Origin of the sequence: Pseudomonas sp. HMWF021 (genome assembly GCF_003061005.1) — a bacterium.
GTDB lineage: Bacteria > Pseudomonadota > Gammaproteobacteria > Pseudomonadales > Pseudomonadaceae > Aquipseudomonas.
Map to the genome: position 1 here is coordinate 9,635 of NZ_QAIK01000047.1, position 13,737 is coordinate 23,371.

Annotated in this window: 14 protein-coding genes; 7 read left to right on the forward strand and 7 right to left on the reverse strand. The window is 62.7% G+C overall.

The window, feature by feature from the left end; translation table 11 throughout:
* On the forward strand, positions 1–369 hold a 369-nt coding region (locus DBR18_RS28855; protein WP_256588577.1), incomplete at its 5' end, for a molybdopterin cofactor-binding domain-containing protein.
* Between the two features lie 92 nt (positions 370–461).
* Here DBR18_RS28855 and DBR18_RS06190 read toward each other — a convergent pair.
* Entirely contained in the window at positions 462–887 is a 426-nt protein-coding gene (locus tag DBR18_RS06190; RefSeq protein ID WP_108589669.1) for a cupin domain-containing protein, read from the reverse strand.
* A gap of 198 nt (positions 888–1,085) precedes the next feature.
* Here DBR18_RS06190 and DBR18_RS06195 point away from each other — a divergent pair, with 198 nt between their 5' ends.
* Positions 1,086–1,979 carry a LysR family transcriptional regulator gene (locus DBR18_RS06195; RefSeq protein ID WP_108589670.1) on the forward strand — a complete coding sequence of 298 codons (894 nt, stop codon included), beginning with the start codon at positions 1,086–1,088 and terminating at the stop codon, positions 1,977–1,979.
* A 3-nt stretch (positions 1,980–1,982) separates the two neighbouring features.
* Here DBR18_RS06195 and DBR18_RS06200 read toward each other — a convergent pair whose 3' ends face one another.
* From DBR18_RS06200 to DBR18_RS06210, 3 genes are all read right to left on the reverse strand, one after another.
* Positions 1,983–3,227, reverse strand: coding sequence for an OprD family porin (locus tag DBR18_RS06200; RefSeq protein ID WP_256588583.1), 1,245 nt, complete (start codon positions 3,225–3,227; stop codon positions 1,983–1,985).
* A gap of 181 nt (positions 3,228–3,408) precedes the next feature.
* Positions 3,409–3,888 (reverse strand): DMT family transporter, encoded by a 480-nt coding sequence (locus tag DBR18_RS06205; RefSeq protein ID WP_108589672.1) that lies wholly within the window; start codon positions 3,886–3,888, stop codon positions 3,409–3,411.
* A 13-nt stretch (positions 3,889–3,901) separates the two neighbouring features.
* On the reverse strand, positions 3,902–5,302 hold the full coding sequence (locus DBR18_RS06210) for an amidohydrolase family protein (RefSeq protein ID WP_256588582.1): 1,401 nt from the start codon (positions 5,300–5,302) through the stop codon (positions 3,902–3,904).
* Positions 5,303–5,415: 113 nt separating this feature from the next.
* On the opposite strand from DBR18_RS06210, the gene DBR18_RS06215 reads away from it, so the two are divergent.
* Positions 5,416–6,309, forward strand: coding sequence for a LysR family transcriptional regulator (locus DBR18_RS06215; protein ID WP_108589673.1), 894 nt, complete (start codon positions 5,416–5,418; stop codon positions 6,307–6,309).
* Here DBR18_RS06215 and DBR18_RS06220 read toward each other — a convergent pair.
* Both DBR18_RS06220 and DBR18_RS06225 read right to left on the reverse strand, forming a co-directional pair.
* Complete coding sequence (locus DBR18_RS06220; protein ID WP_108589674.1) at positions 6,306–7,502, reverse strand: MFS transporter; 1,197 nt, start codon at positions 7,500–7,502, stop codon at positions 6,306–6,308. The genes DBR18_RS06215 and DBR18_RS06220 overlap by 4 nt on opposite strands.
* A gap of 154 nt (positions 7,503–7,656) precedes the next feature.
* Positions 7,657–8,682, reverse strand: coding sequence for an NAD(P)-dependent alcohol dehydrogenase (locus tag DBR18_RS06225; protein WP_108589675.1), 1,026 nt, complete (start codon positions 8,680–8,682; stop codon positions 7,657–7,659).
* A 148-nt stretch (positions 8,683–8,830) separates the two neighbouring features.
* Between DBR18_RS06225 and DBR18_RS06230 the strand changes: the two genes are divergently transcribed.
* The gene (locus DBR18_RS06230; RefSeq protein ID WP_108589676.1) at positions 8,831–9,727 is read left to right on the forward strand and encodes a LysR family transcriptional regulator; all 897 of its coding nucleotides are present in this window, start codon (positions 8,831–8,833) and stop codon (positions 9,725–9,727) included.
* On the opposite strand, the gene DBR18_RS06235 is transcribed toward DBR18_RS06230, so the two are convergent.
* Positions 9,724–10,683 carry an aldo/keto reductase gene (locus DBR18_RS06235; protein WP_177482345.1) on the reverse strand — a complete coding sequence of 320 codons (960 nt, stop codon included), beginning with the start codon at positions 10,681–10,683 and terminating at the stop codon, positions 9,724–9,726. The two genes, DBR18_RS06230 and DBR18_RS06235, sit on opposite strands and share 4 nt — an antisense overlap.
* Before the next feature lie 112 nt (positions 10,684–10,795).
* On the opposite strand from DBR18_RS06235, the gene DBR18_RS06240 reads away from it, so the two are divergent.
* The 3 genes from DBR18_RS06240 (at position 10,796) to DBR18_RS06250 (ending at position 13,686) form a co-directional block, all read left to right on the forward strand.
* Positions 10,796–11,569, forward strand: a complete 774-nt coding sequence (locus DBR18_RS06240) for an alpha/beta hydrolase (protein WP_108589677.1) — start codon at positions 10,796–10,798, stop codon at positions 11,567–11,569.
* 402 nt (positions 11,570–11,971) lie between these two features.
* Positions 11,972–12,838, forward strand: a complete 867-nt coding sequence (locus DBR18_RS06245) for a CAP domain-containing protein (protein WP_108589678.1) — start codon at positions 11,972–11,974, stop codon at positions 12,836–12,838.
* Positions 12,839–13,026: 188 nt separating this feature from the next.
* Positions 13,027–13,686 (forward strand): isoprenylcysteine carboxylmethyltransferase family protein, encoded by a 660-nt coding sequence (locus DBR18_RS06250; RefSeq protein WP_108589679.1) that lies wholly within the window; start codon positions 13,027–13,029, stop codon positions 13,684–13,686.
* Positions 13,687–13,737: the final 51 nt, after the last annotated feature.

Here is a 13,737-nt window from a genome sequence, read left to right on the forward strand (position 1 = left end):
TGTGCAGCGGGGCGGATTCTCAACCCGAAAGCTGCGCGCAGCCAGGTAATCGGCGCGATGACCATGGGTGTCGGCGCGGCATTGATGGAAGAGCTGGCGGTGGACAAACGGCTGGGTTTCTTCGTCAATCACGACCTGGCCGGATACGAGGTGCCGGTGCACGCCGACATCCCGCATCAGGAGGTGATTTTCCTCGATGAAACCGATCCGATTTCATCGCCGATGAAGGCCAAGGGCGTAGGCGAACTGGGGATTTGCGGCGTGAGTGCGGCGGTGGCGAATGCGATCTACAACGCCACCGGAGCGCGGGTGCGCGAGTATCCGATCACCCTCGACAAGATCCTCTCCTCCCTGCCGCCGATGATCTGACTTGTCCACCCCTGTAGGAGCTGCCGCAGGCTGCGATCTTTTGATTTTGATCTTCAACAACCAAGTCAAAAGATCGCAGCCTTCGGCAGCTCCTACAGAGAGCGATGCGGGTACTGCGCAGCGCTCACCTGCTCCATCCACTCCACCACGCTGCCCTCCAGCACCTCGGCAATCGCGATGTGCGTCATCGCCGTGTCCGGCGCGGCGCCATGCCAGTGCTTCACATCCGGCGCGATCCACACGGTATCGCCGGGGCGGATCTCGCGAACCGGTTGCCCCCACTCCTGCACAAAACCTGAACCGGCGGTGACGATCAGCGTCTGACCCAACGGATGGGTGTGCCACGCCGTCCGCGCGCCCGGCTCGAAAGTCACCGTGGCACCGCTGACCCGCGCCGCCTCGCTACCCTTGAACGGCGCATCGATGCGCACAGTGCCGGTGAACCAGTCCGCCGGGCCTTGGGCCGAGGCTTGTGAGCCGTTCGGGGTGACAGTGACGCCTGAGATATGTGCATTCATCACAAGACTCCAAATCTGAAAGAGATCTCCCTGTAGGAGCTGCCGAAGGCTGCGATCTTTTGATCTTGATCTTCAAAAACAACATCAAAAGATCGCAGCCTGCGGCAGCTCCTACAAAGGAACTTGCGTCACTTTAGCGAGCCGTACTCTTCAGATAATCGACTAGAATTCGAAAAAACTTATGCAGGACACTCATCAATGCTTCGAGAAAACGCCAGTGACCTGCTCGCCTTCCTCGCTGTGGCCCGCGAGCGCAGTTTCACCAAAGCCGCAGCCAAACTGGGCGTTTCGCAATCGGCGCTCAGCCACACCATCCGCGCCCTCGAAGCGCGCCTTGGTCTGCGCCTGCTGACGCGCACCACCCGCAGCGTCTCGCCCACCGAGGCAGGCGAACATCTGCTGCAGACCATCGGCCCGCGTTTCGAAGAGATCGAATTTGAACTGGCGGCCCTGAGCAACCTGCGCGAAACCCCGTCGGGAAAGATCCGCATCAGTGCCACCGACCACTCGCTGAACTGGCTGCTGCGTCCAGTGCTCAAGGAATTTTTGCCCAAGTACCCGGACATCGCCGTCGAGGTCTCCTGCGACTACGGTTTCGTCGACATCGCCGGGCTCGGTTTCGACGCCGGGGTGCGCCTGGGCGAAGACGTCGCCCAAGGCATGATCGCCACCCGCATCGGCCCGGACATGCGCATGGCGGTGGTCGGCTCGCCGGCCTATTTCGCCAAGCGCGAAAAGCCGCAAACGCCACGGGACCTGACCACCCACGCCTGCAACAACCTGCGCCTGCCCACCAACGGCGGGCTGTACACCTGGGAGTTCGAGAAGGACGGCGAAAGCCTCAAGGTGCGAGTATCGGGGCAATTCACCCTGAACGGCGTCTACCCGCTGCTCGACGCCGCACTGGACGGTTTTGGCCTGAGCTACATCCCGGAAAACATCGTCGCGCCGTACCTTGCCGACGGGCGTCTGCTGCAAGTGCTGGCAGACTGGTGCCCGACCTTTGCCGGCTACCACCTGTATTACCCGAGCCGACGGCAGGCGGCGCCGGCGTTTGCGTTGTTGGTGGAGGCGCTGCGGTATCGCGGATGAACTTCACCACAGCGCTTTGGTGTAGGTGATGAGGATCCGCGTTTCATCGGCATCGCGACTGAACGACGAGCGATAAGTCGCGTTGCGCAAACGCAAGGCAACGTCCTTGAACGTGCCGCTCTGGATCACGTACTTCACCTCGGTATTGCGTTCCCACTCCTGCCCGCTCTTGCCCGCCACTTGCGCGTGATCGGCATCGATATAGCGACTCATGAAGGTCAGGCCGGGAATCCCCAGACGCTCGAAATCGAAGTCATAACGCACTTGCCACGAACGCTCGCGGGCTTCGGCGAAATCGCCGATTTGCGCGTAGTTGACCAGATAGGCATCGCTGCCCTCGACGTAGGGAAACGCGCTGTCGCCGAGCATCGCCTGATAGCCGACGCTGACTTTGTGCCCGCCCGCAGCGTAACCGAACATACCGTTGAGCGCCTGATTGCGGATCTTGCCGGCCTTGGCCGCGCCCTGGCTTTCACTGGAGAAAAACCGCAGGTCGCTGCTCACTGTGCCGCCGGCCATGGGCCGCGTATCAGTGAGCCCGACGAAGTGCTGATCGTAGACATCGCTCAGCGCTGCGTAGTGATAGCTGAGCTTGAGGTTGTCGTTCACCTGCCGATCCACACCGACCAGATTCAGGTGCGCGCCCTGGGCGTTGGTGACGAAGCGGTTGTTCTTGTTGTTCAACGCAATGGGCTCGTAGCTGGTGTCATTGCGCCCCTTGACCCGATCCAGTTGCCCCGCCGTCAACACCACCCCCGGCAAGTCCTGCGAGACCATCATCGCACCACGAAACGACTGCGGCAGGATCATCCCGTCCTGTGGACGCAGTGTCGGCAACACCGGAATCAGGGAACCGGCCTTGAGTTCGGTGCGGGCAACCTTGACCTTCACCGTCACGCCCAGTTTGCCGTACTCACTGGCCGCACGCCCGTCGCTGCGCACCGGCAACAAACCGCTGCCAGCGCGATCGGGACTGGAATCCAGACGCACACCCACCATGCCCAGCAGATCGACGCCGAACCCCACCACACCGGGTGTGTAACCGGACTCGAACTTGAGCATCAGGCCCTGCGCCCACTCCTCGCGCTTTGATTGCTGGGTCGAAGGGCCGTCACGAAAGTCCCGGTTGAAATAGACGTTGCGGGTTTCCAGCGACGCATGAGAGTCGGCGAAAAAATCCGCGTGGGCTCCGTTGCTCAGACTTGCCAACAGCAATGCGCCGGCCAGGGTCGACAATCCATTGCGCATCCCGAAATGAATGAATGCAGTCACGGCGACACCTATGAAGTTGTTCGTAGAAGACTCAGGCAAACCCGAATCCCCTGTGGGAGCGGGCTTGCTCGCGAAAGCGCTGTATCAGGCAATGAAGGTGCTGGATGTGCTGACGCCTTCGCGAGCAAGCCCGCTCCCACAAGGGCAGATTTGCGGGTCAGAAAGACCGGGCGAGCATCGCGATCAGGCGCTCACCAAACAGCGTCAGCGCCACGCCCAGCAGCACCACCAAGGCGCCGGCGATCTTGATCGACGCCGCCGGACGCACCACCGCGCCCAGCCAGCCGAAGTGATCGATTGCCACCGACGACAGCAACTGCCCGGCGATCACCAGCACCAGCAGGTTCGCCAGACCGATGCGCGGCGCCAGCCACACGGTGCAGAAAATCGCCCCGGCGCCGAGCACACCACCGACCAGACGCCAGCCGGGTTGCGCCGGGATCACGCTCAACGCATCACCCAGACCACCGCGCAGCCACGCCAGTGCACCCAGCACCAGCATGCCGCTGAGGAACGAGTAGAACGCCGCCGCCAGCGTGTTGCCGGTCATGGCCCCGGCCAACTGACTGTTCACCGCCGCTTGCACGGCAATCGCCACACCGGCCAGCAAGGCCAGGGCAAAGGAAATCAGGATCATGACCGTGCACCTCTCAGTGGGTATGCAGCGGGGCGAAGTGCTCCGCAAAGGCATCAGGGCTGTAGCCGGCGGCATTGAACAGGTAGCTGCGCGACTCTTCCGTGGCCCGGTTCAGTTGTTCGCGATCCACGCCCAGCACCACGCCCGCCTGTTTGCGAATGCGCCCGGCGATGATCACGGTGTCGATATCGCCACGTTCGGCGGCGTGCACCACCGTGCCCAGGGCGTTGTTCGACGGGTAGACGCTGAGGTTGTCGGTGCGGATCAGCACGATGTCGGCCTGCTTGCCCGGAGTGATGCTGCCGATGCTCGCTTCGAGGCCGGCGCATGCGGCGCCATCAAGGGTGGCGGCCTTGAGCAGTTGCGCGGCGCTGACCAGTTCCGGCGCAGGCTGACCATGGAAACGCGCGCTGTGCGCCGCCGCCCGTTGCAGGTAAAACGCCACGCGCATTTCACCGAACATGTCGCCGCCGTAAGAGCTTTCGTTGTCGACGCTCAAGCCCGGACGCATGCCGTGATCAACGGCTTTCTGCCAGGCAAACACGCCGTCTTCAAGGCCGTAGTGAGCGTCGGAACGCGGGCAGACGTTCACCTTGACCCCGGCGTGGCGCAGGATCGACCAGCCGTGATCCGGCAGGCAGGTGCAGTGATTGAAAATGTTGTCCGGGCCGAGCAGGCCCTCTTCGTGCAACGCGTCCAGTTCCGCCGCCATGCCGGCGCCGAAGAACTCGGTGACGATGTTCAGGCCCAGCTCGCGAGCCACCTCCCATTGTTCGCGGTCGAGTTGCGCCATCATCGCCAGGGTCACCAGCGAACCGGCAGCACCTGCGTACTTGTCTTTGATACGGCGCAAATCACCCGGCCACCGGGCGGACTCCCACTCCCCGGACAATGGCGCGCCTGGCGCATGCACCGCACGGATACCGGCGTCGTGCAAGGCGTCGATGGCCGCGTCGGAATGCGCGCCGCTGCGGGCGTTGTGCGAGTTGTCGATGATGGTGGTGATGCCGGCATTGATCGCGCCCAGCGCGGTCAGCAGGTTGCCGACGTACATGTCTTGCGGGCGGTAGTATTTGGCGAACGAGAAATGCGTGGCGTTGCAGTAGTCTTCGAGGGTCGGCGAGTTCGGGTTGATCCGGCGCAGTTGCCCTTCCCACGCGTGGCGATGGGTATCCACCATACCGGGAATCACGATCATGCCTTTGGCGTCGATGACTTCGGCGTCAGGCGCATTCAGCCCTGTCCCGACCTCGACGATTTCGGTGCCACGAATCAGCACATCGCCTTCGATGAAATTGCCCAGGCGTTCGTCCTGGGTGACCAGGGTGCCGCCCTTGATCAGCAGCAGGCGTTGAGCATCGGGCAACGGTTTGAGCGCGGAAGTCAGAACATCGAAATGAGCATTGAAAGACATGGTGGGCTCCAGAGTGACGGTCGGCGCAATGGCCTGTAGCCGCATTGTCTGACCGGGAGCCTTTATTTAGAATGCCAAAACATCTACAAACATTGTGAAGCTGGGCATACATAATGCGCGATCAAGAGTTCGGCCATCTCAGGGCGTTTTTCGCCGTCGCCCGCGAGCGTAATTTCTCCCGAGCGGCGCAGGCACTGGGGGTTTCGCCATCGGCACTGAGCCAGACCATCAAAGGCCTGGAAGAACGCCTGGGAGTCCGCCTGCTCAATCGCACCACCCGCAGCGTGTCGACCACCGAGGCCGGGGCCAGACTGTTCGAGCGCCTGGGCGAGATCTTTGCCGATCTGGACGCAGCGCTGGAACAGCTCAACAACTACCGCGACACGCCGGTCGGCACTCTGCGCATCTGTGCGCCGCAGGTGGCGATGCTGCATTTCATCCAGCCGATCCTGCCGGCGTTCCAGACGGCCTACCCGGACATCAAGCTCGAACTGACCACCGACGACAGCACCGCCGACATCGTTGCCCAGGGCTATGACGCGGCGATTCGCCTGGGTGAGTTCATCGAGCAGGACATGGTTGCGCTCAAGCTCAGTGAACCGTTGACGCAGATCGCCATCGCCTCCCCCGACTATCTGCAAGGCAGAACGCGCCCGCACGAACCGGCCGACCTGCTCGATCACCGCTGCGTGAACTGGCGGCGCTCCGGCGAATCCGGGCTGTACAAGTGGCGGTTCTTTCGCGACGGCTTACCGTTTGAGTTGAGCGTGAAAGGCTCACTGGTGGTCAGCGATTGCGCCGTTGCCATGCAATCGGCGCTGGATGGGTTGGGCATCACGGTGTGGATCCGTGAGTGGATCAAGGATGAACTGGACAGCGGCGCGCTGGTGGCGCTGCTGGAAGAGTGGTCGACACCCTTCCCCGCGTTCTACCTGTATTACCCGAGCAACCGCCAGATGTCGTCGGCGCTACAGGCTTTTATCGGCGCACTGCGCAAGGCGCACTAAGCGACCGTTGCCCCGCGCAGGTTCGGGCGCTCCTGGCGACCACCGTAGAACATCGCCTTGGCACCAATCGTCAGCAACGACAGCAGCGCAAACAGCAACCCGCACCAGATCGTCCCCGGCAGGCCCCAGGTGTCGATGAACACCCCGCCGATCCACGAACCGAGGGCGATCCCGGCATTCGCCGCCGACACGTACAGGCTGGTGGCAAACGAATGCGCTTCGGGCGCGGCACTGGTCAGCCACATCTGGGTGATGATCATGCCGCTGGTGTGAATTGCGCCCCACAGCAGCACGATGAGCAGCATCGAGCCCAGCGACGCGCTGCCGAACAGCGCCAGAATCAGGTAGGCGATACTCAACAGAATCGGAAACAGCAACGCAGTCGCCACCAGGTGCGTGGCCAGTGCGCGCCCGGCCAGCAAATTGCCCAGCACGCCGCCGACACCGAAGATCACCAACAGGAAACTGATGGTCTCACTGTCCAGACCGGTCTGGTTTTTCAGGTATTCGGCGGCGTAGCTGTACACCGCGAATTTGGTGGTGAACACCAGCACCGTGGCGATGATCGCCAGCCACACCGGTGGCTTTTTCAGGATCGACAACTGGCTGGCGAAGCTCTCCGGCGCAGCGGTCTGGCGCGGCAACTTGAACAGCAATCCGAGCCCGGCCAGCAACGTCGCGACCGCGCAGAACAGGATCGACGCCTCATAGGAAAACCTACCGGCGACCCACGCGGTGATCGGCACACCGAACACCAGCCCGAGGGTCGTGCCGATGAAGGCAACCGTGGTTGCGTGGGTTGCTCGCTCCTTGGGGTACAGCGAAATCGCCGCAGCGAACGCCGCCGAGAAAAACACCGGGTGCAACATCGCCGGAACAATGCGCAACGCCATCAACGTCGAATAGTTCGGCGCATAGGCCGACAGCACGCTGCTGACGGAAAAACACAGCAGCGCACCGACCAGCACTTTCTTGCGGTCGAAACGCGAGAACACCAGCACGAGAAACGGCCCGGACAGCGCGACGATGAATGCAAACAGGCTCATCAGCAAACCGGCCTGCGCCACAGTGACGCCGAAACGCTCGACGATCAGCGGCAGGATGCCGACCACGCCGAGTTCCAGGGTGTACAACCCGAACAGGCCCAGAATGATGAAGGGCATGACGGACATGGGATGGGGGGAACGGTTCATGAACACTCGTCACATCAGGAAAGAAAATCTACGAACAACACAAAACCCTGTGGGAGCGGGCTTGCCCGCGAATGCGCTGGGTCAGCGACAGTGTTGCCGACTGACCCTCCCTCTTCGCGGGCAAGCCCGCTCCCACAGTTGAGATGTGTCGCACTCAGGCCTTGTTGAAATCGACCACAACCTTGCCAAACGCCCCGCGATTGAGATGGGCGAAGGCTTCGGTCACCTGATCAAAGGCGTAAGTCGCGTCGATCACCGGTTTGATCCCGTGGTGATCGATCATCCGCACCATGTCCTCCAGCGCCCGGCGCGGGCCGACCGCCACCGCGACAATCGAGGCCCGGCTGCCGAGCAGCGGCATGATCGGCGTGCGCAATTCGTCAGCGTCGAGCAGACCGATGATCGACACCCGCCCACCTGGCACCACGGCTTGCAACGAACGGGCGAGGTTGTCGCCGCCAGCCATCTCCAGAATGTGGTCGGCGCCGCGTCCGTCGGTCAGTTCCAGCACGGCGTTGTGCCAATCCGGTGTGCTGGTGCGATTGATGCCGTGGGTCGCGCCCAGCGCGATGGCTTGAGCGATCTTGTCGTCACTGCTGCTGGTGACGATGACCTTGGCGCCGCTGGCCGCCGCCAGTTGCACGGCAAACAGCGAAACCCCGCCGGTGCCCTGCACCACCACGGTTTGCCCGGCGTGCAGATGGCCCAGTTCGATCAGCGCCATCCACGCCGTCAGTGCGGCGATCGGCAAAGTGCTGGCCTCGACCGCGCTGAGGTTTTTCGGCGCACGCACGCACCAGTCGGCCGGCGTGGCGACGTACTGCGCCAGCATGCCGGGAATCGGCCCGCCCTGGGTCGGCATCTCGGCCCAGGTTTTCGGATTGCCGTCGATCCAGTTGGTAATGTAGGTGGAGATGACTTTGTCGCCGACCTGGAACCGGCTCGCACCCTCGCCCACGGCGACCACGGTGCCGGCCATGTCCGAGGCAGGCGTGAAGGGAAACGTCAACGTTGCGGTCATGCCGTTTTCGGCGACCTGGGTGTCACGGTAATTGAGTGAGACCGCGTCGATCCTGACCAGAATTTCTCCGGCTTTCGGGGTTGGACGCGGAGCCTGGACCTGGCTGAGGTTGGCAAGGCCAAACGCGGAAATTTCCCAGCGCTGCATGGTGTCGGACATGGCGATAATCTCGGTGGAGGACTGTGGCGCCGATGATAGAAGCCATGCCCGTTGCCGATTAAGTAGGTCGCCACTCCGTTATATGCGGACGTTTTGTTCCGCAATGACTAAGGTAAATTGAACCTTACCGGTTAAGTCGAGTGTCGTGATGGACAGCCTGAATGCGTTGAATGTGTTTGTATCAGTGGCGCAAACCCGCAGTTTTGTCGCCAGCGGTCGTTTGCTCGGCGTGTCGGCTTCGGCCATTGGCAAAAGCATCGTGCGCCTGGAAGAGCGCTTCGGCGTACGCCTGTTCAACCGCAGCACGCGCAGCGTGACGCTGACCGAGGATGGCAAGCGATTTCTTGAGCGCAGTCTGCGCATCCTCGCCGAGATCGAAGCGGCGCAAGTCGAATTTTCCCAAACCAACGCCACCCCGCGCGGACGGCTGAAAATCAGCCTGCCGCTGGTGGGCGAGCCCTTCCTGCCGGTGCTGGCACGGTTCAAGAAAACCTATCCGGCGGTGGATCTCGACCTGACGTTCGATGACCGACGGGTCGATGTGATCGAGGAAGGTTACGACGCCGTGCTTCGTGCCGGCGATGTCCCGGATTCCAGCCTGACCTCGCGTCTGATCGGCAGCTACCGGATGATTCTGGTGGGGGCGCCGGACTACTTTCAAGCCCACGGCGTACCGCAGCAGGCCAGCGATCTGCTCGGTCATTCCTGCATCCAGTTTCGCTTCCCCAACACCGGCAAATTGCAGGTCTGGCCGCTGCGTGAGGCCGGGCAGGAAGTCGATCTGCAGGTGCCGACCTCGATGGTCTGCAACAATCTGGAAGCGCGAATCTGCTTCGCGCTGCAAGGTCTGGGCATCGCTTATCTGCCGGACTTCTGCGTCGGCGAAGCCCTGGCCGATGGCCGCCTGCTGCGGGTTCTGCCGGACTGCGCCGAAACCGGGGTCTACCGGATCATGTGGCCCTCGGGCAAACACCCGCAGTTGAAACTGCGGGTGTTCATCGACTTTCTCAAGGAGCATCTGTTCCCCGAGCCTGCACAGGTTTAATCGATCAGCGCGATCAACTGATGCCGCTGCGCATCGGTGAGCATCGGGCCGAATCCGGCGCCGGCGTTGTCGGCCATGTAGCGCGGATTGCCGGTACCGGGAATCACACAGGTCACCGCCGGGTGCGACAGCAGAAACTTCAACGCCAGTTGTGGCCAGCTGTTGACCTGCACATCCGACACCCACGCCGGCAGCGGTTTGCCCTTGAGCCGCGCGAGCAACCCGCCTCCGCCGAACGGCCGATTACAGATCACCGCTACGCCGCGCTCACGGCACAGCGGCAGGATGCGTTTTTCCACGCCACGGTCGTCGAGGGCGTAGTTGATCTGCAAAAAGTCGAGCTGTTCGGCCTTGAGTACAGCTTCGACTTCATCGTAGGCCGACGGCGTGTAATGGGTGATGCCGATGTAGCGGATGCGGCCCTGGGCTTTCCACTCGCGCAGGGTCGGCAGATGGGTTGGCCAGTCCAGCAGGTTATGGATCTGCATCAGGTCGATGCGCTCGGTACGCAGCAGGCTGAAGGATTTTTCCATCTGCGCAATGCCCTCCTCGCGCCCGCGCGTCCATACCTTGGTCGCAAGAAAGGCCGGCGAGCGCGGTTCGTGGATCGACAACAACTCGCCAGTGGTCTGCTCGGCGCGGCCGTACATCGGTGAACTGTCGATCAGCGTGCCGCCCTTTTTGAACAGCTCGTCGAGCACTGCTGGCAGTTGCTTGTAGGCGGTGTCGCCGGGCGCGACGTCGAAGCCGCGATACGTGCCCAGGCCCACCATGGGCAGCGGCTCGGAGCTTGAAGGGATGGCGCGGGTCTGCATGGTCTGGTCTCCTGCCTGGCTCGGCGAAATGGCAGTCGGCGGCGTGGCGGTGGCCAGCGCCCGGTCGAAGGTGAAGACCGCCGAAACCCCGGCAGCCAGCGTGAGCAATCGGCGACGGGAGCAACCCTCAGTGTGGCTCATGCTGGTTCCCCTGCTGCGTGAATCTGTTGCACGTTGTGTGCGGCGGCTGCCCGTCCGCTGCGCTGGACTACACTGCGACAGCGAACACCCGCGCCCCGTTAAAGTTAGCCGAATGTCCAGAAAGCTGATGTCACTCGTCGCCTTGCTCATCGCCCTCTACCTGTTGCTGTGCGCAGCGCTGTTCATTTTTCAGCGCTCGCTGATCTACTTTCCCCAATCCGGCAGCGCCGTCACCGCACCGGATTCACGGATGAAGCTGGCGATGCCGGATGCTGATATCTGGGTGACCATTCGCGAGCATGCCGGGCCGAAGGCGCTGATCTACTTTGGCGGTAATGCCGAAGACGTGTCGCGCAACCTGCCGTCGTTCAGTGAAGCCTTTCCCGATTACGCGGTGTTTCTGCTCAACTACCGGGGGTTCGGCGGCAGCGGTGGCTCACCCTCCGAAGAAGCGATTGCCGAAGATGCGCTGGCGTTATTCGATCAGGTATACGCCAGCCATCCGCAAATCGCCGTGATCGGACGCAGCCTGGGATCGGGAGTAGCGGTGCGATTGGCCAGTCAGCGCCCGGCAACGCGGTTGATTCTGGTGACGCCGTACAACAGCCTCGAAGAACTCGCCGTCCGGCAATACCCGTGGGTGCCGGTGAAGTGGCTGCTCCGGGATCGTTTCGAATCGGGCCGCTACGCCGCGCACATTCGCGTGCCGACCTTGCTGCTGGCGGCCAGCGATGACGAGGTGATCCCACGGGCCAGCACACAGCGACTGCTGGAGCGTTTCCCCAAAGGCGTGGCGAGCCTGCGGGTGGTGCCGGATTCGGGGCACAACTCGATTTCCGAGCGGGCGCAGTATCTGCGGTGGATGCAGGAAGTGCTCAATCGCTGATAGCCGATTATTGCGCCGGCTGAACTGGCCCCTTCGCGAGCAGGCTCGCTCCTACAGGTTTCGGGTGCGCTCACAGGTCTTGTGTACGCCGCGGACACTGTAGGAGTGAGCCTGCTCGCGATGAGGCCAGTCCTCACGACACAAAACCGGCGAGCAGGCTCGCTCCTACAGGTTTCGGGTGTGCTCACTGGTCTTGTGTACGCCACGGACACTGTAGGAGTGAGCCTGCTCGCGATGAGGCCAGTCCTCACAACACAAAACCGGCGTGGCTCTGACCTTCTTTGTCCCAGCAAAAAAGCCAGATAGCCAGCATGAACCAAGTCCCGAAAGCCCAGTCCTACTGGCGCCGTATTCTGCGGCAGCCCACTTCAGCACTGTCCTTTTCCCAGAGCCTGCCGTCCCATGCGCCATGCCGTTCGCTCATCACGCTTCGTTTCGCTGTGCCTGCTGATCCTGTCCCCGTTGTTCATCGAGACCGCCCACGCCAGTGAAGAGCGGCAACTGGTGGCGGCCATCAACGACTATCGCGCCCACCCGCAACGCTGCGAACGCCGCCCGGCCCAGCGCCTGGCGCCACTGGCGATGAAATCGAATCTGGCGCTGCCGATCGGCTATGGCTACGGCGGTGGCTTGCGCGAGACCTTGAAGTCCTCGGGGTATTCGGCGGTGGCAGTGCGCAGTATCCGCATTGTCGGTGCCGGGGACGCCGAGGAAGCCTTTGAACAGCTGCAAGACAGCCACTGCACCGCGCTGCTCGACGCCCAGTACGCCGACATCGGCGTCAGCCGCTCCCGTGGTGAATGGCAAGTGGTGCTGGCGCAACCGGTGCTCGACAGCCGTGTCGGCGACAACCGCAGCGTCGGCAAAGCCCTGCTCGCCGAGGTCAATGCCGCCCGGGCGCGCCCACGGATGTGCGGACGCCAGCGCTTCGCCGCCGCCCGCCCGCTGAGCTGGAACCCGGCGCTGGGCGCCGCCGCACAAGGGCACAGCAAGGCCATGGCCTACGGCAACTACTTCGCCCACCGCGACCCGGACGGCGACCTCCCGGCGGATCGCGCCCGGGCGGCGGGTTATCGGGGCCGGCAGATCGGCGAAAACATCGCCGCCGGCCAGAGTTCACCGGGCAAGGCGATGGCCGGGTGGCTGGCCAGTCCCGGGCATTGCGCCAACCTGATGAACCCGATGTTCACCCAGGTCGGCGCCGGGTTTGCCAGTGAGGCGCGCAGTGATGAGGGGGTTTACTGGACGATGGTGTTTGGTGCGCCTTGATCGGTTTGAGAGATTTTCAGTGAGGCTACGGGCCTCTTCGCGAGCAAGCCCACTCCCACAGGTCCGGGGGTTATTCTCGATTTCGATTCGGCCTCGTCTCCGTAAAAAGATCGCAGCCTGCGGCAGCTCCTACAGGGAGGTAGCGGTGGATCTACACTCAGGTGATCAGTCGTTGCCGTGAGGTGCCCATGAAAATGTCTGCGCAAATGACCGTGGTCGCGGTGCTCGCCACCCTTGCCTATCTGGGGCTGGCGGTGTGGGGCATGGGTGGGTTCGCGGTGTTCTTTTCGCACGGGGCGCTGGTGCTGGTGGCGCTGGCCACGGTGGTGATGGTGGTAGCGTCTCTGTTCACCGACGTGAACATGAGTTCCGGCGAGCGCGAGGACCGGGCCAATCGCTGGGTGATTCCGGCATTCGCGGTAATAGGCCTGCTCAGCGGTTTTCTTCCGGCCTACTGCGACCGCATCGACTTCTGGACTTTCGGCGGCGAAGGCGTGCGTTGGCTCGGCGCGCTGCTGTTTATCATCGGTGGTGCGTTGCGCCTGTGGCCAGTGTTTGTGCTGGGCCGGCGGTTCAGCGGCCTGGTGGCGATTCAACCGGGGCATAGGCTGGTCACCGACGGTATTTACACGCGCCTGCGCAATCCGAGTTATCTGGGGCTGGTGGTCAACGCCGTGGGTTGGGCGTTGGCGTTTCGTTCCGGTATCGGGTTGCTGCTCGCGGCGCTGACGTTGATTCCGCTGATCGCCCGCATTCACTCGGAAGAGGCGCTGCTGCGCGGGCAGTTTGGTGCCGAGTACGAGGCTTATTGCGCGCGTAGCTGGCGGCTTCTGCCTGGCATCTATTGATGTCCGTGTAGGAGCTGCCGCAGGCTGCGATCTTTTGATCTTGCTTTTGAA

Coding starts and splice junctions, on each gene's coding strand:
- DBR18_RS06210 (WP_256588582.1), bottom strand. CDS start 5,302: ATGTCTTTCAATGCTCATTTCGATGTTCTGACTTCCGCGCTCAAACCG.
- DBR18_RS06200 (WP_256588583.1), bottom strand. CDS start 3,227: ATGCGCAATGGATTGTCGACCCTGGCCGGCGCATTGCTGTTGGCAAGT.
- DBR18_RS06235 (WP_177482345.1), bottom strand. CDS start 10,683: ATGAGCCACACTGAGGGTTGCTCCCGTCGCCGATTGCTCACGCTGGCT.
- DBR18_RS06240 (WP_108589677.1), top strand. CDS start 10,796: ATGTCCAGAAAGCTGATGTCACTCGTCGCCTTGCTCATCGCCCTCTAC.
- DBR18_RS06220 (WP_108589674.1), bottom strand. CDS start 7,502: ATGAACCGTTCCCCCCATCCCATGTCCGTCATGCCCTTCATCATTCTG.
- DBR18_RS06230 (WP_108589676.1), top strand. CDS start 8,831: ATGGACAGCCTGAATGCGTTGAATGTGTTTGTATCAGTGGCGCAAACC.
- DBR18_RS06190 (WP_108589669.1), bottom strand. CDS start 887: ATGAATGCACATATCTCAGGCGTCACTGTCACCCCGAACGGCTCACAA.
- DBR18_RS06250 (WP_108589679.1), top strand. CDS start 13,027: ATGAAAATGTCTGCGCAAATGACCGTGGTCGCGGTGCTCGCCACCCTT.
- DBR18_RS06215 (WP_108589673.1), top strand. CDS start 5,416: ATGCGCGATCAAGAGTTCGGCCATCTCAGGGCGTTTTTCGCCGTCGCC.
- DBR18_RS06205 (WP_108589672.1), bottom strand. CDS start 3,888: ATGATCCTGATTTCCTTTGCCCTGGCCTTGCTGGCCGGTGTGGCGATT.
- DBR18_RS06245 (WP_108589678.1), top strand. CDS start 11,972: ATGCGCCATGCCGTTCGCTCATCACGCTTCGTTTCGCTGTGCCTGCTG.
- DBR18_RS06195 (WP_108589670.1), top strand. CDS start 1,086: ATGCTTCGAGAAAACGCCAGTGACCTGCTCGCCTTCCTCGCTGTGGCC.
- DBR18_RS06225 (WP_108589675.1), bottom strand. CDS start 8,682: ATGTCCGACACCATGCAGCGCTGGGAAATTTCCGCGTTTGGCCTTGCC.